We start from the raw sequence: 24358 nt of genomic DNA, 5'->3' as shown, positions 1-24358 counted from the left end.
GAGCCGACTCCTGGGGTCGCCGACGCTACGCTGGAGGATCGCCCACGGGAGGATCAATATCGCCATGCCGTCTGCATCCGACCTGCTCGACGTCGCCCTCGCGGCCGCCGCAGCTGGAGCCGATGTGCTCGCCGAGGCCGCCCGTGAACGCGATGCGTCGTCCGATCACCTCGGACTCCGCACGAAGGGGGCCTCGGGCGACGTGGTCACCGAGATCGACCTGCGTGCCGAACGCGCGATCCGCGCTGCCCTCGCCGCGCACCGCCCCGACGACGAGGTGTCCGGAGAGGAGTACGCGACCACCGGCTCCGGCTCCGCGCTCCGCTGGTCGATCGATCCCCTCGACGGCACCTCGAACTTCGTGCGCGGGCTGCCGCACTACGGGTCCTCCGTCGCCGTACAGGATGTGCGCTCCGGCGCCTGGCTCGCCGGTGTGGTGCATGCTCCGGAGCTCGACCTCATCTACTCCGCGGGGGTGGGGCTGGGGGCATACCGGACATCGGGCGACACCCGTCGGCGGCTCCACGGACCAGCCGCCGGCGCGACACCGGTGCTTCTCGCCGTCGGATTCTCCTACGACCCCGAGCAGCGGATACGGCAGCTCGCCGAGCTCCCGGCGCGCATGGCGGCGTTCACGGATCTGCGCAGTGTCGGCTCTGCCGCACTCGGACTGTGTCTGGTCGCGGAAGGCAGTGTCGACGCCTTCATCGAGACCGACCTGTACGAGTTCGACTGGGCAGCGGGAGCTCTGATCGCCGAAGAAGCAGGGGTCACCGTGAAGCGTCCGGCCACCATGCGGGGCGGAATCCTCGCGCACCCACCGCACCTACCGGTCGAATAGGCGGCGCCGAAAGCCCGCGGGACTGCAGGAAACGGACCTCGACGACCTCGGTGCTGCACGGCTCCGCGGAGTTCTCCTTCCGGCCCTCAGCTGGTGGCGCGCACGACTTCCTCGACGAAGCGCGCGACCGCGACAGAGCCGGGATCCGCATGACCCGCTGAGCGCTCCTGCTGCCACCCCGCGCGACCACGTCGCGACTGCCAGCCCGCGCTCTCGGCGACCGCGGCGAGTGCCGCCGCCGATACTTCGGCGGCCCCCGCTCCGGCATCGAGCGCCTCGGCGATGGGGAGGAGCACATCGATCACGGTCTTGTCGCCGCGCGCAGCACCGCCCTGCGCGCCGATCCTCGTCGCTGCCGTCTGCACGACATCGACGAGACCCGCACGGTCGAGGTGAGCCCCCGGCGGGACGTGCTCCCCCGCCGCGATCAGGCCGCTTCCGATCAGAGCAGCGAACGTCGAGGGGTTCGCTGTGGCGAAGGCATCACCCGCCACGCGCAGGATGCTGCGTGCGTCGAGATCATCCGGGAGGCTGCGCAAGGCATCCGCCACTGCGGCACCACCGACGGCGACCGTGACGCCGAGGTCTCCGTCGCCGAGAGCGGCATCCAGGGCGCGGAGCTCTTCGCGGTGCCGCTCCATCTGCGGCAGTACAGCGAGCAGCAGATCGCGAAGAGCGCTGCGGGATCCGGCCAGGGTCACATCGACAGTGGCCGCTTCTTCGCCGACGGCGGTCGCGGTCGTGAGGACGTCCCCCACCGGCGCTGCCCCCTGTCGGAAGAACGGTGACCCGGCAGGGTCCTGCAGCAGCTCTTCCAGCTCGTCATCGAGCTGCATGATCGACAGCGAGGCTCCGGCCATCTCCAGACTCGTGACGTACTCGCCGACCAGTCGGTAGCCGATGGCCACCCCGGCATCCGTCAGCGTGCGGTGCACTCGGCGGTACATCACGTACAGCTCCTCGAGCGGCGTCGAGCCAAGGCCGTTCACGAGCACGGCCACGCGCCGCCCCTCGGTGAGGTCGAGTTCGGTGCCGATCTCGGTGAGGAACCGGTCGGTGATCGCATCCGCCGGCTCAAGAGGGCCGCGATGGCTGCCGCGCTCTCCGTGAATACCGACGCCGATCTCCATCTCCCCCTCGTCGAGCGTGAACGTCTCCTCACCCGCTGCAGGAAGCACGGTCGGCGACAGGCCGACGCCCATCGTCCGGGTCGCATCCGACGCCTTACGAGTGACGCGCTCGACCTCGTCGAGGGACGCACCGCGGTCGGCCATCGCCCCGGCGACCTTGTAGACGAGCACGAGTCCGGCGACACCGCGGCGAGACTCCGCGCGTTCACGCGGCGCGGACTGGATGTCGTCCGCCCCGAGCACCGTGCGCACCTCGATGCCCTCAGCGCGGCAGCGCTCGGCCGCGGTGTCGAAGTTCAGCACATCGCCACCGTAGTTGCCATACAGGTAAAGGAGCCCGGCGTCGGAGTGCACGGCCACCGAAGCCGCGTGGATCTGGGAGGAGCTCGGCGAGGAAAAGACGTTCCCCACGGCGACCGCCGAGCACAGCCCGCGCCCGACGTAGCCGAGGAAGAACGGCAGGTGTCCTGACCCGCCACCGGTGACGATGCCGACCCGCCCCGGCGCCGGCGCATCCGTACGCGCCAACGCCCGCCGATCTGCGGTGACGGCCCGCAGCTCATCGGGGTGGGCGAGGAGGATGCCCTCCAGCGTCTCGTCGACGAACGCCTGAGGGTCGTTGAGGATCTTGCGCATGTCAGAACTCCTGTCCGGTGAGGATCGGATCGTATGTCGTGTGGTCGATGAGCACCCGCCCATCCGCTTCCAGCCGCCCCGACGAGCGGAGGTCCTTCACGATGTCCCAGTGAATGGCTGACTCGTTCCTACCGCCGCACTGCGGATAGGAGCGGCCGAGCGCGATGTGAACGGTACCGAGGATCTTCTCGTCGATCAGCAGATCGCCGGTCATCGTCCGCACGTGCGGGTTCGTACCGATGCCGAGCTCGCCCACGCGGCGAGCGCCGTCGGCGTCGAGGATGCGCTCCACGAGGTCGAGACCCCGTGCCGCCGATACCCTCTCCACCTGCCCCTCGACGAACTCGAGCCGGAGGTCGGTGATCGTCGCCCCGCCGAACCAGAACGAGCCGGGAAAGGTGATGTGCCCGTCGACGCCGTCTTCCACCGGAGCGGTCGCGACCTCGCCGTCCGGAAGGTTCGCCTCGCCTGCGAACGGCACCCAGGTCCGCCCCCTGCAGTTCAGCCGCAGGTCGGTGTCCTCGTCGAGGATGTGCACGAGCGACGCGTTGTTCAACTCGGCGCAAAGACGATCGAGGTGGGCTCGATGGACGGTCCAGTCCGCGAGGGTACCTGCGAAGAACTCCTCCTCCAGCTGCGCGCGCGGCACACCGATGAGCGCCGCCCACTCAGGAGTGGGGATACGAACGAGCGTCCACCGGGTGCCCTGCCAACGCGCGGTCGAGACGACCCCCTTGCCCTCGCGCTGCAGGCTGAGCCTGGTGCCGTCGATCTCGTCGGCGGGCGGTTCCATGCCCCGGAAGGACACGTGCACGTCGGCCCACTGCATCGAAGCCAGTTCGAGCGGTGCGGCCTCGCGCAGCAGCGACGCACTCGCGTGTTCGAGCGCGAACCGGTCGTATTTCTCCTCGACGAGCAGCACCTGCGGCATCCCGCCGCGGCGATACACCTCCTCCACGAAGGCATCCACCGCGTCGAGCACCGACGACGTCGTGGCGAACACCGAGACCTTCGTCCCCTCGCCGACCTCGTTCACCGCGGCCAGGTGCTCCGCGAGTTCTTGCCACCTGCTCATCAGTCCACCTCTCTCAGCGCGCGCAGGGCGCGGTACGTGTGCGGAAAACTCTCGTAGGCAGTCTGCAACCGGGAGGCGAGGCTCTCTTGAGGCGCGACCTCCTCTGCGAAGGCGACCCAATCCGCCGCCTGCTCCTCCGTGACGACGTCGAGGCCGATCGCCGCGAGCATCGCGTCCCCGTAGGCGGCTCCCAAGGTCGCCGCCGTCCGTTGGCGCAGGCCCGTGAGGTCGCTGACCGTCTGCATCAGCACCTCGTTGTGTGTTCCGCCGCCGATCGCGACCACGCGTGGCTCGACATCGCCGCCTTCGAGCAGTGCAGACACGGCGAGCACGATCGACTGTCCGACTCCTTCGACGACAGCACGGGCGATCTCGGCCCGACCGGTCGAGAGCGTGAGACCGCTGAACGCGGCACGGGCAGCGGGGTCGTGCAGCGGTGTGCGCTCGCCGCTGAAGTGCGGCAGGTGCAGCACTCCGTTCGCGCCCGGCGGCGCGGAGCGGACGAGTTCCATCAGGCGCCCGAACATCGCGGCGTCGCCATCTCCGTGGTCGAGTCCGAGCAGGTCGGCGACCCATCGTGTCGCGGTGCCGGCCGTCGATGTGCCCGCGGCGAGGACGAAGCGACCCGGCAGTGCGAAGGGTGCGGCCCACAGACGCGGATCCGCGTGCGGCTGGTCAGTCACGCGTATGAAGTAGCCGCTCGACCCATACATGAGCATCAGATCGTCGGCCGCGACCACCGAGGCCCCGACCGCTTCGGCGACGGCGTCCGTCGTGCCGACGAGCACCGGTGTGCCCTCGGGGATGCCGGTCACTGCAGCAGCCGCGGCGGTGACCGTGCCGGCGACGTCGGTCGACCATCCGAGACGGGGCAGGGTCTCCCGGCGGATGAGGTCGTCGATCCCGCCGAGGTCCCAGTCCAGCCGGGCCAGGTCGTAGCAGGGATGGAAGTAGCCGGCCGTTGCATGGTCGATCACGACCTCACCGGTCAGACGCGCGACGAGGTAACTCTGACTCGTGAGGTACCACCGGGTGCGCCCGGCGACTTCGGGCTCGTTGCGCTCGACCCAGAGCATCTTCGGCCCCGCGGACTGGCTGGTCAACGCATTGCCCGCCCGGCGGTAGATCTCGTCCCGTCCGAGTCGCGTCTCGAGGATGCCGATCTCCTCGGTCGCCCTGGTGTCGATCCCGTAGAGGATGGCGGGGCGGAGCGCACGCAGCTCGGAGTCCACGGGGAGCACACACGGGCCGATCGCGCTGCACGCCACCGCGGCGATCACGGCATCCGGTACTGCGCTCCGCAGCGTCGTGGCGACCTCGACGAGGTCGTGCCACCACACCGCATCCGCGTCCTGCTCGACTATTCCAGGTGCGGGCGTGCTGATGCCGTGCCTTGTGCGTGCCTCGGCGTGCACCCGCCCGGTGGCATCGACCAGCACGCCCTTGGTCTCGTACGTTCCGACATCGATGCCGAGGAACAGGTCCATCAGAGTGCCTTTCGGATGCGGGAGTCAGGCCCGGGGAATCTCGGCGAGCGCGATCGTCTCGGTCTGACTGCTCGGCGCGCGACGCGGCCTTCGCCGGACCCTCACCTGATCGAACACCATCACCGCGATCAGGATCACCCCTTGCGCGATCGCATACTCATATGCCGAGAGTCGGATGGCCGTGAAGCCGGACTGCACAACCTGCAGCACGAGCGTCGCGAGGACCACGCCCGTGATGGTGGCGAATCCGCCGGTCGGGTTCGTCCCGCCGAGCACCGCGATCACGATCACGAGCAGCACATAGGACGTGCCGTAGTCGGCGCTCGCGGTCGGGTTGCGGGACAGGAACACCAACCCGGCGATGCCGCCGAGCAGCCCCGTCGTCACATACGTGCCGTAGAGCACGCTCGTGCTGCGGATGCCGGAGTACATCGCCGCCGTGGGGTTCGCCCCCTGCAGCTGAGTGCGTCGCCCGAACGGGGTGCGGGAGATCAGCACCCCGATCAGCACCGCCACCACGAGGAACTCGAGGAACAGGATCGGGATGCCGCCGACAGTCGCTTGCCCGACCGATGAGAGCACGGCCGGGGCACCGTAGAGCGTCTTCCCGCCTGTCCACACGATCGCGATCCCGTTGAAGATCTGCATCGTGGCGAGGGTCGCGAGGATCGGCGTGATGCCGACCGTCGCGATCAGGAAGCCGTTGACCGCACCGGCGAGAGCGCCGACCAGGATGCCGATGAGAGCGATGAACCCACCCAACGACTCGGCGGTCGCCGGATCACTGCTCGCGATGGCCGTGAACATGGTGCTGACCGTGATAGCCGACAGGTTCGCGATGGCTACCAGCGACAGGTCGATCCCGCCGGTGAGCATCGCAAGGGCCATCGCGATCGCGAGGATTCCGACCTCGGGTGAGGCGACCATCATGTTCTGAAGATTGATCGGATTGAGGAAGACCCTCGGGTTGAGGATCGCGAAGAGTCCGAACGCAAGCACGAAGAGCACCAGCATCCGACCGATGCCACGATCCACGTGGATGCGACCGAGCAGCGAACGCACCGAGCGATCGACCTGGTCGTTCATCCGGGCGAGCTGCCCGGGAGGGGGCGTCTGTGGCATGGTCACTCCTTCACCGTGTCGAGGACGAACGTCCGGCGGGAAGCGCGGCGAGCCATGACGGCCTGGATCCCGACGCCGATCACCAGGAGGAAGCCGACGGCGGCACGCTGCCACGCCGTCGGCACGCCCATCAGGATGAGACTGTTGTTGATGATCTGCACCAGCAGCACGCCGAGCACAGTGCCGGTGACGGTGCCGCGTCCACCGAAGATCGAGGCGCCGCCGAGCACGACGGCCGCGATCACGTCGAGCTCCGTGCCGACGAGGTCCTGCGGGTTGGCGCTGCGCCCGAGCACGACGTGGATGAGTCCGCCGATCGCGGCGACCGCCCCGACGAGCACGTAGAGCAGGATCTGCAGGCGCACCACGGGGAAGCCCGCGCGGCGAGCCCCTTCCAGGTCGCCGCCCATCGCGTAGATGCCGCGGCCGAACATCGTGCGCCGCAACAGGAATGCGGCACCGATCACCAGCAGCACGACCGGCACGATGAGCATCGGCAGGTAGGCGCGAGTCGACTCGATCGAGATGAGGTTCGCGGTCGACAGCCAGGAGATGCCGTTCGGCAGCTCAGCTATGTATCGTGAGCCGATGTAGGCGAGCAGCACACCCTTGAAGATGCCCTGCGTCGCGAGCGTGACGATCAGGGTCGGCAGCCGGAACCTCGCGATCACGATGCCGTTGACGAAGCCGAGAGCTCCGCCGATCACAATTGCGAAGGCGAGGATGCCGATCAGCCCGAAGTCGAGCCTCTCGCCCTGCGCGAGAGACACGGTCGTGTAGGCCGCGAAGATGCCGATGGCTGCGAACGAGACGTCGATACCGCCGGAGATGATCACGAGGAGCACCGCAAGCGCGAAGACCATCGGCACCAGAGCAGAGCGCAGGATCGAGAAGAGCGTGTGCACACTGAGGAAGGCGGGGTTCACGGCGCACATCACGATCACCAGGACCACGATGATGCTCGCCAGCACCAGCTCGTTCGACATGCGCCCGATGCGGGGAAGGCGGATGCGGGTGTCGGTGGCGCTCACGCGGCCATCACCTCCTGGATTCGGGGTGCGGCGATCTCGTCGCCCGCCAGCCGCGACACGATCTCGCCGCGGCGGACCACGAGCACGCGGTTGCAGAGGGAGACGAGTTCGGGAACATCGTCGGAGATCATGAGCACACCCATCCCGTCACGCGCGGCCTCGCGGAGGATCTGCAGGATCTCCTCCTTTGAACCCACGTCGACGCCGACCGTCGGTCCGTTCAGGATCAGCACTCGCGGTTTGGTCGCGAGCCACTTGGCCAGCACGACGCGCTGCGCGTTGCCGCCGGACAACGACCGCACGGGCGCTTCGACGCTGGAGGCCTTGATACGCAGGCGGGAGAAGAGACGCGAGATGGTCTCAGCCGTGCGCTTGCGGCTGAGAAGCACCTTGCCGACCGCGTGCTCGCTCAGGGAGCCCGCGATGATGTTGTCGGAGATCGACTTGTCGAGGAACAGGCCCTGTGTGAGCCGGTCCTCGGGCACGTAACCGATACCAGCGTCGACGGAAGCCCGGATGCTCCCCGGCCGCACGGTACGCCCGCCGACGGTGACGGTGCCGGATCGGGGGGTCAACAGCCCGAACAGTGCGTCGGCGATCTCGCCGCGACCTGATCCGAGAAGCCCGGTGAGACCGAGTATCTCGCCCGGCTGCAGGTCGAACGAGACATCCGTGAAGGCGCCCGGAAGATCGAGGTGCTCGACGCGCAGCAACGGTTCGACGTCGTCATCGACCTCGACGACGACCCGGGAGTCGTCGACCTCACGACCTGTCATGGCGTGAGTGAGGGAGGCGACGTCGAACTCGTCGGCCGGGCCGCTCGCGACCAGGCGCCCGGAGCGCAGCACCGTGATGTCCTGAGACACCTGCAGGACTTCGTCGAGCTTGTGGCTGACGAACACCAGGGCGACACCGCGCTGCTGCAATCTCCGCACGAGGGCGAACAACCGCTCGACCTCGGAGTGCGTGAGCGCCGTCGTGGGCTCGTCCATGAAGATGACTCTGGCGTCCTGCACGAGCGCGCGGCAGATCGCGGTGAGCTGACGGTCGGCGACGGAGAGTCGTTCGACGTCGGAATCGAGGTCGAGACTCAGCCCCAGTTCCTCGACGATGCGCTGCGCCTCGGGCCGGCGCTTCTTCGCGCTGTAGAGCTTGCGTCGCGCGGCGATCGCGGCCGGGAGCACGATGTTCTCGGCCACGGTCAAGTTGGGGAAGAGCGAGAAGTCCTGGTAGATGACCTGGATGCCCGCACGGAGGGCCTGCGTCGGCGAGAGGTGTGCGAGCGGTTCGCCATCCAGCAGGATCTCGCCCGCCTCCGGATTCTCGACACCGCTGATGATCTTGATCAGCGTGGACTTGCCGCACCCGTTCTCGCCCGCCAGGCAGTGCACCCGTCCGGGGTGGAGGGTGATGGCGACGTCGTCGAGGGCGACGACCCCGCCGAAGACCTTCCGCACCCCCCTGACCTCGAGAACGGGCCTGGTCCCGCGAACGGAGTCGACCTGAGGAGAAGCGGGCCCCGTTCCGGGCGTCGGCTGCGCCTGTTCTGCGTTCATGTTCTTCCTCCGGGGCGGGGCCGCGCGCTGGCGACCCCGCCCTGAGTCGTGAGGGACGTCGGGATCAGAAGTCGTAGTCGTCGACGTTGTCCTTGTCGACGATGACCGCGGCGTCGCCCACGTACACGTTGTCGAAGCCGTCGAGCTTCTTCAGGGAGTTGTACCCCTCGATACCGAGGTCGGTGCCGTCTGCGATCTCCTCGCCGTCGACGAGCAGCTGCGCGATCTTGAGCTGGGCCTTGCCCGCCATGGCGGGATCCCAGAAGAAGATCTTGTCGATCGAGCCGTCGACGATGTACTTCTTCGCCACCGACGGGATGCTCGTGCCCATCACACAGACTTGGTCCTCCAGGCCCGCTTCCTGCACCGCGCGAGCGATGCCGGCGACGTCGGTACCGGCCGAGCCCTGGAAGCCCTTGATGTCGGGATACTTCGCGAGCAGCTCCTTTGCGCGCTGGTAGGCGACGCTCTCGTCTTCCTTGCTCTCCACAGGCTCTTCGACACGGGTCAGCTCGGGGTACTCGGCCTGCTGCTGGTCGTACGCGCCGCCGACCCAGTCCATGTGGGTCTTGGCCGTGAGCCCGCCGACGAAGGAGACGTACTGCCCGGAGTCGCCCATGCACTCGGCGAGGTTGTCCATGATCTTCGCCCCGTAGGCCCGGTTGTCGAACGCCTCGATATCGATGTCGGCGTTCTCGATACCGGCTGCTTCGTGGGCGACGACGACGATCCCCTGGTCCCGTGCCTGCTTGAGCACGGACTCGAGCGCCTCGGGCGAGTTGGGGACGACGGTGATCGCGGCCGGTGACTGCGCGATCAGGTCCTGGATGATCTGGATCTGCTTCTCGGGGCTCGCGTCGTCGGCACCCTCCTGGCGCGCGTCGATCCCTGTCTCCTCGGCGAACTCCTTGACGCCGACCTCCATGCGGTCGAACCAGCCGACACCCGAGATCTTGACCACGGTGACCATCGCGCCGTCTTCGGCACCTCCACCGGCCTCGCCACCACCGGTGGTTCCGCCGACCTGACCGCAGCCGGCCAGGGCAAGCATGGCCACCGCGCCGAATCCGATCCCTGCAAGCAACTTCGTCTTACGCATGTTCCACTCCTTCGTGTTGAGCCAGTGTTAGTTTCGACCACCCCCAGGGAGGAATGGGAAGAAATCTCATCGCTGTGGAACAGTAAAACGTGATCCCTTCGCTTGTCAATGCGAAATCTCACACCTGTTGCTCAACCGTTGCGCAAGAGGGCCGGACGCGGAGCGCGGTTCGCTAGAGCGCAGGAACGGCTTCGATCTGCACGCCAGCCGCGCGCAACCCGACGAGCGCGGGGTGATCCACCGCACCATCCGTCACCAGAAGATCGACCTCACCCGGGCCGGCGACATTCGTCAGATGCACGCGGCCGAGCTTCGACGCGTCGGCGACGACGATGACGCGATCGCAGGCTTCGATCGCCGCGCGCTTCACCGCCCCCTCCTCATTGGAGTAGTCGGAGAGACCGCGCTTGCCGTCTACCCCGGAGACCCCCATGACGTACACGTCGCAGTTGTAGCGCTTGAATGCCTCGATCGACTCGGCACCGACCAGGCTGAGCTCGCCCGGCCGCACCCGCCCACCGGTGACGAGGATCGTGGTGTTGGGCTCGTCGTGGAGCTCGAGCGCGACGAGGATGCTCGGCGTGACAACCGTGAGCCCGAGCCCCTTGCCGACGATCGCCCGAGCCACGGCAAGCGCAGTGCTGCCGCTGTCGAGCACGACGGTCTCACCATGGTTGAGATGAGCGACGGCAGCGGCAGCGATGTTGATCTTCTCGCGCGCGCCCATCAACGCTCGCGAATTGAACCCGGGCTCCACCGCCGTTCCGTGCGCGGCGATCACACCGCCGGTCACCCGACGCACGCTGCCGCGCTCTTCGAGGAGCTCCAGGTCGCGACGGATGGTCATCTCGGAGACGTCGAACTCCAGGGCGAGAGCCTTGAACTCGGCCTCCCCGTCAGAGAGAACACGCTGCTCTATCAGCGCGCGGCGCTCGTGGGCTTCCATCCCTACCTCCTCGTGTGGCAGATCCCACCTTAGGCGACAAGCTTGTGTGAATGAATTACTTGTGCTTTGCTCGTCGTGAATCTTTCACAGCAACTGTGATCCATTCCGAAGAAACGAGGAAAGACATGCCCAACTGGCTCCCCGAGGTGTTCGGCACACAGAAGCCGATCGTGGCGATGCTGCACCTGGCTCCGCTCCCCGGCGACCCCGGCTACGACACCGTCGGCGGTGTCGCCGCGATCGTGGACCGCGCCCGTGGCGAGCTCGACGCCCTGCAGAGCGGCGGCGTCGACGCCGTGATGATCTCGAACGAGTTCAGCCTTCCGTACCTGACGAAGACGGAGCCGATCACCGCGATCACCATGGCCCGCGTCCTCGGCGAGCTCCAGCGCGATCTCTCCGTCCCTTTCGGCGTGAACGTGCTGTGGGACGGCCGGGCCTCCATCGACCTCGCCACCGCAACCGACGCCGCCTTCGTCCGCGAGATCTTCACGGGCGTCTACGCCAGCGACTTCGGTCTGTGGAACACGAACGTCGGTGAAGTCGCCCGCCACCGCCACCGCATCGGCGCGGGGAACGTGAAACTGCTCTTCAACATCGTGCCGGAGTCGGCCACCTACCTCGCCGAACGCGACCTGGGCTCGATCGCCCGCACCACGGTGTTCGCGACCAAGCCCGACGCTCTCTGTGTCTCCGGGCTCACCGCGGGCGCGCCCACAGACACGCAGTCGCTGGCCATCGTGAAGGAGAACGCCGGAGATGTCCCCGTCTTCGTCAACACCGGCGTCCGGGCCTCCAACGTCGCCGATCAGCTCGCCGTCGCCGATGGCGCTGTCGTCGGCACGTACTTCAAGCAGGACGGCAAGTTCGAGAACCGCGCCGACCGCACGAGGGTCGAGGAGCTCATGGTCGCCGCGAAGGCGTTCCGATCACAGCTCGCCTGAACCGCGACCACTGCGACCTGCGAACCGCCCCGATCCGCGTGAACCCCGGGGCGGTTCTGCGTGTGGGCCTCCGCGCTAGGGCCGCAACGGGAGGACGTCGCTCAGATCGGCGCGGGTCCCGGAGGCGTGGATGCGCCCGGCGGCCGCGGCCTCCGCCCATCGCTCGGTCCCGGTCGACACGGCGATCCAGGTCGCGGCATCCATCTCGACGACGTTGGGCGGCGTGCCCCGGGTGTGACGGGGTCCTTGGATGACCTGCACCGCACCGAACGGGGGCACCCGAACCTCGACGCTGTTACCCGGCGCCTTCTCGTCCAGCAGCTGCAGCAGGTAGCGCACGGCGGTGGCGAGGTCGGAGCGCTGCGGCTTCGCCCCCGAGGCATCGGCGGCACGGACGGCATCGAGCGCGACGCGTCCGTCCGTGATGTCGATCTTCCTGGCCATCTCTCCAGACTACGTCCGACGTCGCGGGACGAGTCCTAAGCTCGAACGCATGAGCATGCATCCCCAGGGCGCCCGCGCCGAGCTGCTCGCGGCTGTCGCCGACCATTCCTGGGGCGTGCGCATCCCGCAGCTCGCCGATCCGCAGAGCGCTCATGACGCGGCCGTGCTCATCCTGTTCGGCGTGCTCGACCGCATCCCCGCCCCCACGGCCGGACCCGCCGTCGCCCGCGATCTCGACGTGCTTCTGCAGCGCCGCGCACCCACCCTCTCCTCCCACCCCGGTCAGGTCTCCTTCCCGGGCGGCCGTGTCGAGCCGGATGACGCCGATGCCGTGGCCACAGCCCTGCGCGAAGCCGAGGAGGAGACCGGGCTCGATCCGGACGGAGTGGAGATCCTGGCCACGCTCCCCGTGATTCCGCTCGCCGCCAGCAACCACCTGGTGACCCCGGTGCTGGCCTGGTGGCAGTCGCCGTCGCGGGTCGTGGCCGTCGACCACGCCGAGACCGTCGAGGTGTTCCGCGTCCCTGTCGCCCAGCTCCTCGACCCGGCCACCCGGTTCACCTCGACCCTCACACGGATGGGCCACACCTTCCGCGGCCCCGCCTTCGACGTCGACGGCACGATCGTGTGGGGCTTCACCGCGATGGTGCTCGATGCCCTGTTCGACGCCGCCGGCTGGACCGTGCCCTGGGATGCCTCCGTGGAACGGACCGTCGACCTCTGAGCCCGGTCGACCCCGGAGCCCGGTCGTTCTCGGAGTCTGGAGTCCCTTCGACCTCGGTCACAACTCCTCAAGAATGTTGGGCGAACGACCGACACACCGCGGGTATGCACCGATTCGGCGGGCTTCTGCGGAGTTGTGAACACCGAACACCCGAACACCGACCACCTGAAACCCGGACCGTGAGCCTCGGTAGTCTGGACGGGTGAAGATTTTCGTCCTCGGTTCCGGTGCCCGTGAGCACGCGATCATCCTCGCCCTGCGGGCAGAGCAGACGGAGCACGAGATCTTCGTCGCTCCGGGCAATGCCGGCATCGCGCAGGATGCGACCCCCGTCACGGTCGATCCCCTCGACGGTGCCGCGGTGACGGCCTTCGCGCATGAGCACGCCATCGACCTGGTCGTCGTCGGCCCCGAGGCCCCGCTGGTCGCCGGTGTCGCGGATGCGCTGCGGGTGCGTGGCATCCCGGTGTTCGGCCCGGGCAAGGCCGCCGCTCAGCTGGAGGGCTCGAAGTCCTTCGCCAAGCGGGTCATGGACGCGGCTGGCGTGCCGACCGGTCGTGCAGTCCGTGCATCCACCACAGCCGAGGTCGAGTCCGCGTTCGACGAGCTCGGCGCACCGTACGTGGTCAAGGCCGATGGCCTCGCCGCGGGCAAGGGTGTCATCGTGACGTCCGACCGTGCCGACGCCCTCGCACACGCCGAGCAGTACCTTCCTGCCGGGCCCGTCCTCATCGAGGAGTTCCTCTCCGGCCCCGAGGTCTCGCTGTTCTTCCTCAGCGACGGCGACACGGTGCGCGCACTCAGCCCCGCTCAGGACTTCAAGCGCGCACTCGACGGTGATGCCGGACCCAACACCGGTGGCATGGGCGCGTATTCGCCGCTGCCGTGGCTCGCCGAGCAGTTCGGCAGCGAGCGGGCTTTCGTCGAAGAGGTCACCCGTGACGTGGCTCTCCCCGTGGTGCGGCAGCTCGACGCCGAGGGCACCCCGTTCATCGGGCTGCTCTATGCGGGGCTGATCCTCACCCCGGCCGGTGTGCGCGTGATCGAGTTCAACGCCCGCTTCGGCGACCCCGAGACGCAGATCGTGCTGCCCCGACTGGTGACCCCGTTGTCGGACCTGCTGTTCGCCGCTGCCTCCGGCACGCTCGAGGATCAGCCCGAGCCCGAGTTCAGCGACGACGTGGCGATCACCGTCGTGCTCGCCAGCGAAGGGTACCCCGAGGCGCCGCAGACCGGTCGTCCGATCGAGGGCCTCGCGGACGCTGCGTCGGTCGAGGGTGTGCGACTCGTGCATGCGGCGACCGCGAGCCCCGATGCACCGGGAGGATCGCTCATCGCGACGGGCGGCCGCGTGCTGAACGTCGTGGCCGTCGCCTCCGACTTCCGCACGGCGCGTGACCGCGCGTACGAGGCGATCTCCCGCATCTCCCTCGAGGGCTCGCACCACCGCACGGACATCGCCGCCCGCGTCGCGGAGTAGTCCTGCTCCGCCTCCGGACCGCAGACGCTCGCGGTGAGGCTAGCTCGCGGTGAGGCTGGTCCCCGAGATGTCGATCCAGTACCGCCGTACGCGGGGCTGCCCGGGCTCGGGGGCGTCGATCACGTCTTCGAGCTCGCCACCTGCACCCTCAATCGTCCGGATCGACCCCACGTTGTCGTCATCGCAGGTGAGCATGACCCGCTCATAGCCCTCGGCCTTCGCCAGGCGCAGCATCAGGCGGAGCGCCTCGCGTACGATCCCCTCCCGGCGTCGGGAGGGGATCACCGAGTATCCGATGTGGCCGCCGAAGCGACGAAGCCACTCGTTGAGCTCCCGACGGAACGCGATGAACCCGACGATCTCGTCACCCTCGGTGATCCAGAAGTAGTCGCACGGAACCCGCCCCTCCGGCAGCGCGGCACCGGGGGTCGCGAACAGCGCCGCCATCTCGACGAAGGCCTCGCACGCGGCACGGTCGGGCACCACCCCCTTCTCGATACCGGCACCGTCGACGTGTGCGCCCTCGAACTCGGCCACCGCGGAAGCCCAGGACTCGAACAAGTCGGTGGTCGGTCGGGAGAGCGCGATCGTCATCGCCTCAGCACACCAGACGGTGGTCGCCGGTGCAACTCACTCCGGGCCTTCGAATCGCGCAAACGGCCCGATCCGAGCCACGGATGCGACCATTCACGCGATTCGAAAGCCGGGGCCGGACTCAGGGAGCCGTGGTCTTGTCGTAGCGGCCGAGGAACAGCGAGGCGATGAGGGCGATCCCCATGACACACGCCGGCAGCAGGATCGACTGCGCCATACCGGCGGCGAACCCGTCGGCCACCTGCGGCGGAAGCGTCCCGCCCGTCGAGATGCCGGACGGCGCATCGGCGAGACCCGGGAGGTTCGCCTCCAGGCGCGACTGCATGAAAGCCGCGATGGATGCCGAGCCGATGACCGATCCGATCGTCCTGGTCGTGTTGTAGATGCCCGCACCCGCACCGGCCTGGCGCGGAGGGAGCTTGCGCGTCGCCGTGGTGGCGAGCGGGCCCCACATGCCCGCGTTGCCGATGCCCATCAGGGCGGACGGCAGCAGGAACATCCAGATCGGGGTGTCCATGTTGATCAGGGCCGAGTACCAGACCAGCGCGCCGGCCACGCAGAGCAACCCCGGGATGAGGATGATGCGCGGATCGACCCGGTCGAGCAGCTTGCCCGCGGCCGGAGCGAGCACACCCGAGAGCACGGCCATCGGGATCAGGAGCAGCGCCGCTTCGGTGGGCGTGAGCCCGCGCGCCGTCTGCAGGAAGAACATCATCGGCAGCGACATGCTGGTCACCGTGAAGCCGACCGCGGCGATCGCCACGTTCGCCCCCGAGAAGTTGCGGTCGCGGAACAGCTCGAGCGGGACCAGCGGCTCACTCCGGGTCTTGGCCTGCTGCAGGATGAAGAGACCGAGGACCACCAGCCCGGCGATGATCAGGCTCCACACCGAGATGGGGCCCCAGATGACGCCCCAGTCGTACTTCTCGCCCTCCTGGAGTCCGAACACGAGGAGGAAGAGGGCCACGGCGCTCAGCACCACGCCCACGATGTCGAAGCGGTGCGGGTGCGTCGCGAGCTTCGGGACCAGGCGCCAGGCGAGCACGAACGCGACGATGCCGACCGGGACGTTCACGAAGAAGATCCACTCCCAGCCGAAGCCGTCGACCAGCAGGCCTCCGACGAGCGGGCCGACCAGGGTGGCGACACCGGCGGTCGCGCCCCACAGTCCCATCGCGGCACCGCGGCGCTCAGGCGGGAACGTGCGGGTGATCACGGCCATCGTCTGCGGGGTCATGAACGCCGCACCGAGCCCCTGCACCGCGCGGGCGACGATGAGCCCCTCGAGTGTGGTGGAGAGTCCGCACCAGAGCGAGGCGAGCGTGAAGATCGCGAGACCGATCAGGTAGATGTTCTTCGGGCCGAAGCGGTCGCCGAGGCGTCCGGTGATCAGCAGCGGCACGGCGTAGGCGAGCAGGTAGGCGCTCGTGACCCACACCACGTTGTCGAGGTTGTTCGTGTTCGGGTCGAGCGCCGCCTTGATGGCCGGGTTCGCGACCGACACGATCGTGGTGTCGACCAGGATCATGAAGAAGCCGATGACGAGCGCCCAGAGCGCGGGCCAGGGACTCGTGGGCTTGTGCCCGAGGGAGTAGGTGCCGGTCGACGGACCGGAGGACGAGGGCGCGGACACCGGTGGGCGGTCTCCGGCACGAGGAGCATCGGTCATTGCTGTGCAGCCTTTCGCTGAGCGCGGTAGCGGTCTGAGTTCTGGAATGCCGTGGGACCCCACGGCAGGGCGTCGGCCTCGAGGCGTTCGAGCAGGGAGTCGAGCCAGCGGAGCTCCGCCGCCAGCAGCGCTTCCTGACGCTCGATCTCGACGAGGACCTGTTCGGGAACCGCGTGATTCCTGGCCTTCGCCAAGCCGTCGCGATGTCGGATGTGGTCGTCGACCAGGGCGACCCGGTGCGCGCCCAGAAGCTCGATGACCTCCGGACGCTCGAGGTTGTGCGCCTCGGCGAGCGCGATCCGGAACTCGGCGGGGCGGTCGATGCGGGGCAGCTCGCGCTGCACCCACGTGACGACCGCTTCGCGTCCGGCATCCGTCAGGGAGTAGGTCGTGCGCTCCGGACGGTTGCCGTCGCGGTCGATGCCGAGTTCATCGATCAACCCTGCACGATGCAGCCGGGAGACCGTGTGGTACAGCGTCCCGTTCGTGATCGTGAGGAGCCGGTCGTCGTGGCGGGCCCGCATGAGACGCACCATCTCGTAGGGGTGCATGTCACCCTCGCGCAGCAGCGCGAGCACCATCACCCCCATCGGGGTGAGGCGATCGACGGCATCCTTCTTCATGGGTCCCCTCAAATAGTCCATGTGGACTATACGCCCATTTCGACCGCCCGCACAGACCCCGTCCTCCCGCCGAGACCCCGTCCTGTCGCCGAGACCCCGTCCTCCCGCCGACACCCCGTCCTGTCGCCGAGACCCCGTCGCAGTTACGGCGGTACGGCGGGGTCTCGGCGACGAACGGGGGTCTCGGTGGGACCCGCCCGACGGAACCGGGATAATGAGCGGGTGAGCATTCCTTCAGAAGGCACGGCACAGAGCATCCCCGGCTGGCGGCACATCTACTCGGGCAAGGTCCGCGACCTGTACGCCTCGGAAGACCCGGCGGACACCCGCATCCTCGTGGTCGCCTCCGACCGCGTGAGCGCCTTCGACTTCGTGCTCTCTCCCGGCATCACCGACAAGGGCGCCCTGCTGACACGTCTGAGCCGCTGGTGGTTCGCCCAGCTCTCCGACTTCCCCAACCACATCGCCGCGGGTGAGCTGCCCGAGGCCGTCGCCGATCGCGCCATGCTCGCACAGTCGCTCGAGATGCTGCCGATCGAGTGCGTCGTGCGCGGCTACATCACGGGGTCGGGCTGGGTCGAGTACCAGGAGAGCGGCACCGTGTGCGGCATCCCGCTGCCCGCGGGCCTGCACAACGGCGACCGGCTGCCGGAGCCCCTGTTCACCCCGGCCTACAAGGCGCCGATGGGCGAGCACGACGAGAACATCACGTTCGAGCGCGCCGTCGAGCTGGTCGGCGCCGACCGTGCGGCCGAACTGCGCGACACCTCCCTCGCGATCTACACGGCTGCGGCCGCCATCGCCGAGGAGAAGGGCCTGATCCTCGCCGACACCAAGTTCGAGTTCGGGACGGATGCCGACGGCACTCTGCGCCTGGCCGACGAGGTGCTCACGAGCGATTCGTCGCGGTACTGGGACGCCGAGGCCTGGCGCACCGGCAGCACCCCGAGCGCACGGATGGCGAGCTTCGACAAGCAGATCGTGCGCGACTGGCTGGCCGCGAACTGGGACCAGCAGGGCGAGCCGCCGCTGCTTCCGGACGATGTGGTCGCACGCACCGCCGACCGCTACCGCGAGCTGATCGAGCGCCTCGGAGCCTGACCCGTCCCGCTGTGCGCTGCTCGCACGCCCGCGTGTGCTACTCCGACGCCCGGTGTGCGGTTCGGATGCATGACGATCCGACGGATGCATGACGATCGGCCGCAAGCCGCTCCTGCATCCGTCGTGCACACCTGCATCTGAACCTGCACGCCGACCGACGGAGAGGGGCGTCCGCACTCAGGGAACCCTCAGGAATCGATAGTGTTGCTCCAGCACTCCTGCCATCCCCCGAACCTCTGAGGAGCCCGCATGGCCCTGTGGAAGCTGCACGGAAACGGCCGCACGGTCGAACCCGACGCCGTCGTCCGTCCCGATGAGCGCCTGAACTGGCCGGCGACGATCGCGATCGGACTCCAGCATGTCGTCGCGATGTTCGGCGCCACGTTCCTGGTGCCGATCATCACCGGCTTCCCGGTCGCCACCACCCTGCTGTTCAGCGGTGTCGGCACGATCCTGTTCCTGCTGATCACCCGCAACAAGCTGCCCAGCTACCTCGGCTCTTCCTTCGCCTTCATCGCACCGGTCACGGCCGCGACCGCCTCCGCGAACATGGGCACCGCCCTGGCCGGCATCGTGGCGGTCGGCGTACTCCTGGCGATCATCGGCGTCGTGGTGCACACGGTCGGCGTGAAGTGGGTCGATCGCTTCTTGCCGCCGGTCCTGGCGGGGACCATCGTCGCCCTCATCGGGTTCAACCTCGCCGGCGCAGCGCACAACAACTACGCCGCAGCGCCCGTGACCGCGACCTTCACCCTCGCGATCACGATCCTCTTCGCCGTCGTCTTCCGCGGTTTCCTCGGACGCATCTCGATCTTCCTCGGCGTGATCGCGGGCTACATCTTCGCGGGTTTCCGCGGGGAACTGGACTTCACAGCCGTCGAGAAGGCGGACTGGATCGGGCTGCCCACCTTCACCTTCCCGAACTTCACCGAGCCCGGCACGCTGACGGCGTTGGCGATGTTCCTCCCCGTCGTCCTGGTGCTGATCGCGGAGAACGTCGGCCACGTGCGCGGCGTCGCGACCATGACCGGTGATGCGAGCGTGAACCAGCAGACCGGCAAGGCCCTGATCGCCGATGGTGTCTCGACCACCCTGGCCGGCTTCTTCGGCGGATCGGGAACCACGACCTACGGGGAGAACATCGGTGTGATGGCTTCCACCCGCGTCTACTCCACCGCTGCGTACTGGGTGGCCGGAGCCGCCGCGATCCTGCTCAGCCTCTCGCCCAAGTTCGGTGAGGTCATCAACTCCGTGCCCGCCGGAGTGCTCGGTGGCGTGACCACCGCACTGTACGGCCTCATCGGGGTGATCGGCATCAAGATCTGGGTCGACAACCGCGTCGACTTCTCCCGGCCCGTCAACCAGTACACGGCCGCCGTCGCCCTGATCATGGCCGTCGGCGGGTTCATGATCAAAGACGAGGCCTCCGGCTTCGAACTCGGCGGAATCGTCATCGCCACGGTCGCGGCAATCCTGATCTACCACCTGGGGAACCTGATCGCCCGCCTGCGCAAGACCGGTGCCGACGACCCCCGTCCGCTCGCAGCCGTCGGCCCGCTCGGCGGCGACCCCGAGTAACCGGCTTCTCCCGCCGGCTCTCCCGCCGGCTCTCCCGCCGTCGCGGTTCACAACTCCGCAGAAGTAGCCCGAATCCCGCTTCATGCGGCCGGTTCGGCCCGGAACGGCTACGTTTCTGCGGAGTTGTGAACGCGACTTAGTCGATGACCGCGAGCACGCCGTCGGCCGAGACCGTCGCGGAGAGCGCAACACGCTGTGAAAGCGTGCCGGCGCGATGGGCTTCGACCGTCGTCTCCATCTTCATGGCGTCGATGACGGCGACCGGATCGCCCTGTGCGACCTCCGCGCCCTCCTCGACGAGCCAGCGCACGAGTGTGCCCGGCACGGGGGAGCACAGTTCGGTCGGATCGGCGGCGGGCGTGGGCACGGCAGCGCCCGTCGGCGGCCCGAGTCCTGCGAGCAGAGCCGCCGGGAGCCCGAGCATCACCCGCCGTCCGTCGATCTCGACCGGGAAGCGCTGCAGCACAGCGTCCGGCAGCGCTGACGGGCGGGGATGCATCTCCAGCTTCGGCAGCAGCGCGCTCTCGATCCACTGCGTGTGCACCGCGAAGGTCTCGGTGGCGAACGCCGCATCGTCGAGGGCGAGCAGGTCGAACGGGATGACCGTCGCCGGACCCTCCACCACGAGCTCACGCAGTGCCCGGCGCGCCCGCACGATGGCCGCGTCGCGCGACTCCGCGTGCACGATGAGCTTGGCGATCATCGAGTCGAAGGCCGGCTGGACGACGTCGCCCTCATCGATGCCGCTGTCCCACCGCACGCCAGGACCACCGGGGATCCGCAACCGCTCGACGCGGCCGGGGCTGGGCAGGAATCCGCGACCGGGGTCCTCGGCATTGATCCGGAACTCGAACGCGTGGCCGACGGGGTCGGGCGTCTCGGTGAAGGACGGACCTTCCCCGAACGCGATCCGGAACTGCTCGCGCACCAGATCGATCCCGGCGACCGCTTCGGTGACCGGATGCTCCACCTGGAGCCGGGTGTTCACCTCGAGGAAGGAGATGGTGCCGTCGGCGGCGAGCAGGAACTCCACCGTGCCGGCCCCGCGGTAGGAGACCTCGGCGCAGATCGAGCGTGCGGCGTCGTGGAACCGGGTCCGCTGTGCGACGGACAGTCCGGGCGCGGGGGCTTCCTCGATGAGCTTCTGGTTGCGACGCTGCATCGAGCAGTCACGATCGCCGACGATGACGACACCGCCGCGTCCGTCGCCGAGCACCTGGACCTCGATATGACGCGGGCTCTCCAGGAACCGCTCCACGAAGCACTCGCCTCGACCGAACGCCGCGATGGCCTCGCGGGTGGCCGCATCGAACGCCTCCGCCACCGCGGACAGCTCGCGCACGACCTTGAGTCCACGCCCGCCGCCGCCGAAGGCCGCCTTGATCGCGATCGGGAGACCGTGTTCCTCCGCGAAAGCCACCGCCTCCTCCGCGCCGGCCAACGGCTCATCGGTTCCGGCCGCCAGAGGGGCACCGACCTGCTGAGCGATGCGACGCGCGGTCATCTTGTCTCCGAGCGCGTCGATGCTCGCGGGCGTCGGACCGATCCAGACCAGCCCGGCCTCTTCCACCGCTCGCGCGAACGCGGCGCTCTCCGACAGGAATCCGTATCCGGGATGCACGGCGGTCGCCCCCGACTGCCGTGCGGCGGCGAGCAGCGCGTCGATGGAGAGGTAGGTGTCGGCGGCCGTAATGCCGACGAGACCCACGGCCTCGTCGGCGAGGCGCACGTGCAGGGCATCGACGTCCTGGTCGGCGTACACCGCGATCGATGCGTAGCCGGCTTCGGCACAGGCACGGATGACGCGCACGGCGATCTCTCCGCGATTGGCGATCAGGATCCTCTGCGTGGTCGGCGCGGCGGTCATGAGGTCTCCTTGACGATGAAGCGAAGGCGCACGCCCGGTGGCAGCTGACCTGCGAGGTCGAGGCTGCGGTCCGTGAGTGCACCGATGATCGGGTATCCCCCGGTGAGGGGGTGGTCGGGGAGGAACAGCACCGGCTGCCCGTCGGGCGGCACCTGGATCGCACCGGTGACGGCGCCCTCGCTCGGCAGCTCCCCGCCGCGTGCGCGTTCCAGGGGCACCTCGCCGTGGAGCCGGATGCCGACCCGGTCGGAGCGCGGCGTCACGGTCCACTCCTGAGCGGTGAGGGTCGCGAGCGCGTCGGCCGTGAACCAGTCGTCGCGGGGACCGAGCGTGATCTCGAGCTCGACGAGGTCGCCCACGGCCGGCAGCTCACGGGGCAGGGCGTCGGGTTCGACCGGGTGCGAGGCGACGCCGCCCACCGGGACGACCGCGCCCGCGGTCAGCACCTCGGGTCCGAGTCCGGCCAGGGTGTCGGCGGCGCGGCTGCCCAGTGCAGCAGCCGCCTCCAGTCCACCGCGGACGGCGATGACATAGCGCAGTCCGCGCGCGGGATGGCCGAGGGTCAGCTCGTCGCCGTCGACCGTGGCGAAGGGCACACCGTGGGCCACGGAACGGACAGCGCCCTCGACGTCGGTCAGGCTGAGCGCACCGACCGCTCCGGTGACCGCGGCGACGCCCGCTCCCCGGAATCGCAGCACCGCACCGCCGACGCTCTCCAGCACCGCGGCCGCGGTCGCGTTGCCCACCGCACGGTTCGCATCGTGCAGGGCCCGGCGGTCGGCCGCCCCGGATGCCGAGACCCCGAGCGCCGCGAAACCCGGGCGCCCGGCATCCTGCACCAGCAGCTGCAGCGACGGGCGGACCACTTCGACCGCAGCCTGTGTGCGGAAACCCAGAGCATCCGCATCCGTCTCGGCGTGTTGCTCCACGACACGCCCCGGGCGCACCGCGTCGTCTCCGTTTCGACCCGATTCGTCCGACCCCGCCACACCCGGCCGAGCCACTTCGCGCACGTGCTCGAACCGCACGGAGGTGCCGGGGGCCAGGAGTGCGGGAGGGTCACGGTCGATGTCCCACATCACGGCGTCCGTGCGGCCGATCAGCTGCCATCCTCCGGGGCTCTCGCGCGGATACACCCCAGTGAACGCGCCCGCGAGTGCCACGGACCCGGCGGGCACGCGCGTGCGCGGTGAAGATCGGCGCGGCACGTCGAACAGGGGATCGCTGCTGACGACGTAGCCGAATCCGGGGGCGAAGCCCGAGAACGCGACCCGCCAATCGGCAGCGAGGTGCCGGTTCACCAGTTCCTCCGTCGAGACCCCGAGCAGGGTCGCCGCTTCGTCGAGGTCTTCGCCGTCGTACCGCACCGGCACGACGACCTCGCCCGCGTCCGGGAGTTGCGCGGTGTCGATCTCCACGGCCGCGAGCGCGGTCGCCAGCTCGACGGCGGAGACCCGCAGCGGATCGAAGCGCACGAGCACGGTCCGGGCACCGGGAATGCGCTCGACCACCCCGGGCACTCCCTCCCACGCGAGGTTCAGGCGCATCGCCTCGTCGAGGTCGGCCGCCTCGACGAGCAGAGCATGATCGGATGCCGTGAGGATGCGCATCAGACGAGGTACTCCGCATCCGGAACGTCGGTGATGAACATGTACCCCGGCGCGTGCGTGATCGCGAACGGCGGCTTCGAGGCCATGATCGCGGCCTGCGGGGTGACCCCGCAGGCCCAGAACACCGGCACCTCGCCGGCACGGATCTCCGGGGGGTCACCGAAGTCGGGGCATGCCAGATCGTCGATCCCGAGCGACGCCGGATCCCCGATGTGCACCGGAGCGCCGTGCACCGCCGGAGTACGGCCGGAGATCTGCACGGCATCCGCCACCCGATCCGCAGCGATCGGCCGCATCGACACGACCATCTCGCCGCTCAGCCGTCCCGCCGGCGTGCACGGCACCGCTGTCCGGTACATCGGCACGTTGCGGCCGAGCTCCTGGTGGCGGATCGGAATCCCCGCTTGCACGAGACCGGATTCGAACGTGAAGCTGCATCCGATCAGGAACGACACGAGGTCCGGATGCTCCGCCCAGGCCTCGGTCGCGTCGGAGACCTCCTCCGCCAGCTCTCCGTCGCGCCAGACGCGATAGCGGCCGATATCCGTGCGGATGTCGCTGCCGGGCGCGAGCCGGGACGCCACTTGCCCCTGTTCGATGACCTCGAGCACCGGGCACGGCTTCGGGTTCCGCTGCGCGAAGAGCAACGTCTCGAAGGCCCAGTCGGCCGGCACCGCGATGAGGTTCGCCTGGGTCAGCCCCACCGCGACGCCGCTGGTCGGCTCGGCGTGCCCCGCCCGGATGGCGGCGCGAGCCGCACGCGCATCGGCGAGCTGATCGGCGGTGGCGAGGACGGTCATG

The 24358-nt window shown here is 68.8% G+C and carries 21 protein-coding genes; 6 read left to right on the top strand and 15 right to left on the bottom strand.

The features are described from left to right. The first annotated feature begins 64 nt into the window (after window positions 1–64). Window positions 65–841 (top strand): inositol monophosphatase family protein, encoded by a 777-nt coding sequence (locus E0W80_RS08385; RefSeq protein ID WP_131492079.1) that lies wholly within the window; start codon window positions 65–67, stop codon window positions 839–841. 86 nt (window positions 842–927) lie between these two features. On the opposite strand, the gene E0W80_RS08380 is transcribed toward E0W80_RS08385, so the two are convergent. The 8 genes from E0W80_RS08380 to E0W80_RS08345 all read right to left on the bottom strand — a co-directional run bounded on the left by E0W80_RS08380 (window position 928) and on the right by E0W80_RS08345 (window position 10923). Next, window positions 928–2607, bottom strand: coding sequence for a dihydroxyacetone kinase family protein (locus E0W80_RS08380; RefSeq protein ID WP_131492078.1), 1680 nt, complete (start codon window positions 2605–2607; stop codon window positions 928–930). A 1-nt stretch (window position 2608) separates the two neighbouring features. Beyond that, a complete protein-coding gene (locus E0W80_RS08375) occupies window positions 2609–3682 on the bottom strand; it encodes an aminopeptidase (protein ID WP_131492077.1) in 1074 nt (357 codons plus the stop codon). Continuing rightward, complete coding sequence (locus E0W80_RS08370) at window positions 3682–5169, bottom strand: FGGY family carbohydrate kinase (RefSeq protein WP_131492076.1); 1488 nt, start codon at window positions 5167–5169, stop codon at window positions 3682–3684. The genes E0W80_RS08375 and E0W80_RS08370 overlap by 1 nt, the downstream gene beginning before the upstream one ends. Before the next feature lie 24 nt (window positions 5170–5193). Then, window positions 5194–6291, bottom strand: coding sequence for an ABC transporter permease (locus E0W80_RS08365; RefSeq protein ID WP_240740482.1), 1098 nt, complete (start codon window positions 6289–6291; stop codon window positions 5194–5196). 2 nt (window positions 6292–6293) lie between these two features. Continuing rightward, on the bottom strand, window positions 6294–7322 hold the full coding sequence (locus tag E0W80_RS08360; RefSeq protein ID WP_227991948.1) for an ABC transporter permease: 1029 nt from the start codon (window positions 7320–7322) through the stop codon (window positions 6294–6296). Then, on the bottom strand, window positions 7319–8779 hold the full coding sequence (locus E0W80_RS08355) for a sugar ABC transporter ATP-binding protein (protein WP_240740481.1): 1461 nt from the start codon (window positions 8777–8779) through the stop codon (window positions 7319–7321). Before E0W80_RS08355 ends, E0W80_RS08360 begins: the two co-directional genes overlap by 4 nt. Window positions 8780–8942: 163 nt before the next feature. After that, the gene (locus E0W80_RS08350; protein ID WP_131492074.1) at window positions 8943–9977 is read right to left on the bottom strand and encodes an autoinducer 2 ABC transporter substrate-binding protein; all 1035 of its coding nucleotides are present in this window, start codon (window positions 9975–9977) and stop codon (window positions 8943–8945) included. Between the two features lie 172 nt (window positions 9978–10149). Continuing rightward, window positions 10150–10923 (bottom strand): DeoR/GlpR family DNA-binding transcription regulator, encoded by a 774-nt coding sequence (locus E0W80_RS08345; RefSeq protein WP_021199208.1) that lies wholly within the window; start codon window positions 10921–10923, stop codon window positions 10150–10152. A gap of 125 nt (window positions 10924–11048) precedes the next feature. Here E0W80_RS08345 and E0W80_RS08340 point away from each other — a divergent pair, with 125 nt between their 5' ends. Continuing rightward, on the top strand, window positions 11049–11867 hold the full coding sequence (locus E0W80_RS08340; RefSeq protein ID WP_047522214.1) for a BtpA/SgcQ family protein: 819 nt from the start codon (window positions 11049–11051) through the stop codon (window positions 11865–11867). A gap of 75 nt (window positions 11868–11942) precedes the next feature. Here E0W80_RS08340 and E0W80_RS08335 read toward each other — a convergent pair whose 3' ends face one another. Next, window positions 11943–12311, bottom strand: a complete 369-nt coding sequence (locus tag E0W80_RS08335; RefSeq protein ID WP_131492073.1) for a sterol carrier family protein — start codon at window positions 12309–12311, stop codon at window positions 11943–11945. Between the two features lie 49 nt (window positions 12312–12360). On the opposite strand from E0W80_RS08335, the gene E0W80_RS08330 reads away from it, so the two are divergent. Together E0W80_RS08330 and purD are read left to right on the top strand one after the other, a co-directional pair. Further along, on the top strand, window positions 12361–13035 hold the full coding sequence (locus tag E0W80_RS08330) for a CoA pyrophosphatase (protein ID WP_131492072.1): 675 nt from the start codon (window positions 12361–12363) through the stop codon (window positions 13033–13035). A gap of 202 nt (window positions 13036–13237) precedes the next feature. Next, complete coding sequence (purD, locus tag E0W80_RS08325) at window positions 13238–14515, top strand: phosphoribosylamine--glycine ligase (protein ID WP_131492071.1); 1278 nt, start codon at window positions 13238–13240, stop codon at window positions 14513–14515. Window positions 14516–14554: 39 nt separating this feature from the next. Here purD and E0W80_RS08320 read toward each other — a convergent pair whose 3' ends face one another. The 3 genes from E0W80_RS08320 to E0W80_RS08310 all read right to left on the bottom strand — a co-directional run bounded on the left by E0W80_RS08320 (window position 14555) and on the right by E0W80_RS08310 (window position 17401). Continuing rightward, on the bottom strand, window positions 14555–15109 hold the full coding sequence (locus E0W80_RS08320) for a GNAT family N-acetyltransferase (RefSeq protein WP_131492070.1): 555 nt from the start codon (window positions 15107–15109) through the stop codon (window positions 14555–14557). Between the two features lie 121 nt (window positions 15110–15230). After that, window positions 15231–16637, bottom strand: a complete 1407-nt coding sequence (locus tag E0W80_RS08315; RefSeq protein ID WP_240740486.1) for a DHA2 family efflux MFS transporter permease subunit — start codon at window positions 16635–16637, stop codon at window positions 15231–15233. Window positions 16638–16774: 137 nt separating this feature from the next. Continuing rightward, window positions 16775–17401: a PadR family transcriptional regulator gene (locus E0W80_RS08310; protein ID WP_131492069.1), complete on the bottom strand. Its 627-nt coding sequence runs from the start codon at window positions 17399–17401 to the stop codon at window positions 16775–16777. A 222-nt stretch (window positions 17402–17623) separates the two neighbouring features. Here E0W80_RS08310 and E0W80_RS08305 point away from each other — a divergent pair, with 222 nt between their 5' ends. Together E0W80_RS08305 and E0W80_RS08300 are read left to right on the top strand one after the other, a co-directional pair. After that, complete coding sequence (locus tag E0W80_RS08305) at window positions 17624–18502, top strand: phosphoribosylaminoimidazolesuccinocarboxamide synthase (protein WP_131492068.1); 879 nt, start codon at window positions 17624–17626, stop codon at window positions 18500–18502. A gap of 249 nt (window positions 18503–18751) precedes the next feature. After that, on the top strand, window positions 18752–20080 hold the full coding sequence (locus E0W80_RS08300; protein WP_047522199.1) for a solute carrier family 23 protein: 1329 nt from the start codon (window positions 18752–18754) through the stop codon (window positions 20078–20080). A 136-nt stretch (window positions 20081–20216) separates the two neighbouring features. On the opposite strand, the gene E0W80_RS08295 is transcribed toward E0W80_RS08300, so the two are convergent. Genes E0W80_RS08295 through E0W80_RS08285 form a run of 3 tightly spaced genes read right to left on the bottom strand, consistent with a single transcriptional unit; the run spans window position 20217 to window position 24357 of the window. Then, window positions 20217–21947, bottom strand: a complete 1731-nt coding sequence (locus E0W80_RS08295) for a biotin carboxylase N-terminal domain-containing protein (RefSeq protein WP_131492067.1) — start codon at window positions 21945–21947, stop codon at window positions 20217–20219. After that, a complete protein-coding gene (locus E0W80_RS08290; RefSeq protein ID WP_131492066.1) occupies window positions 21944–23557 on the bottom strand; it encodes an urea amidolyase family protein in 1614 nt (537 codons plus the stop codon). The genes E0W80_RS08295 and E0W80_RS08290 overlap by 4 nt, the downstream gene beginning before the upstream one ends. Then, on the bottom strand, window positions 23557–24357 hold the full coding sequence (locus E0W80_RS08285; protein WP_131492065.1) for a putative hydro-lyase: 801 nt from the start codon (window positions 24355–24357) through the stop codon (window positions 23557–23559). The genes E0W80_RS08290 and E0W80_RS08285 overlap by 1 nt, the downstream gene beginning before the upstream one ends. Window position 24358: the final 1 nt, after the last annotated feature.

It is taken from the genome of Microbacterium sp. PI-1, from assembly GCF_004337555.1.
GTDB lineage: Bacteria > Actinomycetota > Actinomycetes > Actinomycetales > Microbacteriaceae > Microbacterium > Microbacterium aurugineum.
This window is presented reverse-complemented; position numbering and strand designations above follow the sequence as displayed.